The 1,982-nt window shown below is 43.3% G+C and carries 2 protein-coding genes; one reads left to right on the forward strand and one right to left on the reverse strand.

From position 1 onward, the window contains the following. A partial coding sequence (locus HPY28_RS30040) for a YcdB/YcdC domain-containing protein (RefSeq protein WP_174231974.1) occupies window positions 1-1,392 on the forward strand: 1,392 nt, incomplete at its 5' end. Here the strand turns inward: HPY28_RS30040 and HPY28_RS30640 are convergent. Then, complete coding sequence (locus tag HPY28_RS30640; protein ID WP_254613232.1) at window positions 1,361-1,660, reverse strand: cupredoxin domain-containing protein; 300 nt, start codon at window positions 1,658-1,660, stop codon at window positions 1,361-1,363. The genes HPY28_RS30040 and HPY28_RS30640 overlap by 32 nt on opposite strands. Between the last annotated feature and the right edge of the window lie 322 nt (window positions 1,661-1,982).

The following is a 1,982-nucleotide window of genomic DNA, read 5'->3' on the forward strand; positions in this document are numbered from 1 at the left end:
AATGATGGAACAAATCGTATAACCATCATCTTGCAAACGTCCAAGGAGAAGAAGAAACCGTCTTTTGAATTCAGTTTGGATAAACAAGGGAATCCCAAGGGGTTTAGCTACGACGAGGAATTTCCCGAAGAAGGAAGGCCGAAGATTGAGCATGACAAGGTAGTCAGCATAACAACAGATTTTATGAAGCAATGGTACGGAGCAGATATGGGTGGCTTCCAATATAACCCTAATTATTCGGATCAAAATGAAGCTTTGTTTACGAAACAGGTAAACGGTCTTCCGTATCTGAATATCAATGTTCGTCTAACCGTAAACAGCAAGGGGGAAGTCATATCGAAAGGGAAAGGCTTATACGGGCTCGGGGGCGATGATGCACCTGCCCTCGAAGATTTGAAGTTTGCTGATCCAAAGGAAGCCATATCCAAGGATCAGGCTGAAAAAGCCTTCGCCAAACACCTGAAGCTCTTTTATTTGAAAAAGCCAGTAGAGGGATGGGAAGAGAAAACGAAGGAATACTTGTATGGCTCTCCTACCTTACGCTACAAATCGGAATTCTCGGAATTTATCGATGCCAAAACAGGCACGGAAGTTCCTCATTATGATGGTTCGGGGAGTGCATATAACCCCATTGTCAGAGTGAATCCTGTCGGTAAGGAAGTTACCGTAAAGACGACAGAGGAAGCAGCAGCTATGTTCGCTGCTTTCGGGATCGAGAGCAAAGCTGAAAAAATAAAAGAAGGCATTTCTGAAGATACGAAAGGTAAGGAATATATACATGAAATCAATAAAGAGTTTGAGGCTATCATTATAACGGAGAAAGAAACAGGACGATTCATGAGCTACGGTATGGTTGACAAGAAAAAGAAAGAAAGAGAATACCCTGAAGAAGATCCAAACGGAAAGAAATGGCTAACGCCAGAAGAATCGATGAAACTAGCTATTGCTGCGCTGGAAAAGTACGGACCAAAGCATTTAAAAGAAGTGATGCCGATTGGGACAGCAGAGTTTCGGCAGAGAGGCGCTGAGCAGGGCTTCAAGTTTGTAAATGTGCACGAAGGGATTCCCGTTCTGGATGATGAGATTTATATCAGAATAGACCGTATCACGGGAGAGGTGATAAGTCTGCGTATGACGGATGTATCTTGGGAACCACTCATTCTGCCTGACCCCAAAAAGGCTGTATCACATGAGCAGGCGCTAAAGGAATACTTGAAAGTGCGTCCAATGGAGCTGCAATATCTCACACCGGATACCGATATTTTGTCGGATAACCCAAGCTATCAACCCATTCTGGTGTACAGAACAGCCATATCTCTAGACCACCGAGAAATTGATGCCCTAACCGGCAAATTTACTACTACAGCTGAATTTTATTCCAGTCCGTACTAAGGCAGAAGGCTAACCCGTGCAGGAGGATATCGAGCAGCGGATCAGCGACTTTCTGCTCCATTTTATCGGCAACCAGATAGTCAATGACGAGCATGCCTTGGAAGCCTGTTTCCGGATAGCCAGGTGCGTCTGATACGAAATGATACCGACCGCGTTTATCGGCTGAAAACTGTAAGAGTGTCGATTGAGTCGGCTTCAATTCTGTGGATGTAAGGTTTAGATCACGAATGGATAGATTGTGAGGGCGCGTATCGGTGTTGACGATCATCAACGAGACATTGTGCTTTCAACTCCTTTGAGGACAATAGCATGGGAAGTTACTAGTATCCTGTCCCCGGAGGGGGATAAACACTTTTTCCCTATTCGATTGAAGAAGGAGTGGAAAAACGTATCTCTCCCTGTCATGCAAAATAAAAAAGACTGTTGATATTGATTCAACAGCTTTTTTATTTTGTATTTTTTGTAACCTTTTGCTATTTCTTACGATTAATTAACATTGAAAAAATACGGGAGGATGTAAATGGTGAAAAAGCTCAATAAGGTGATTTTTTCGGTAACAACTGCAACTCTACTTGCTACCACGCCAATCC

Origin of the sequence: Brevibacillus sp. HB1.2, assembly GCF_013332495.1 — a bacterium.
GTDB classification, from domain to species: domain Bacteria; phylum Bacillota; class Bacilli; order Brevibacillales; family Brevibacillaceae; genus Brevibacillus; species Brevibacillus porteri.

Excerpts from the sequence above, each read along its gene's own strand:
- HPY28_RS30640 (WP_254613232.1), bottom strand. The coding sequence starts at position 1,660 with ATGATCGTCAACACCGATACGCGCCCTCACAATCTATCCATTCGTGAT.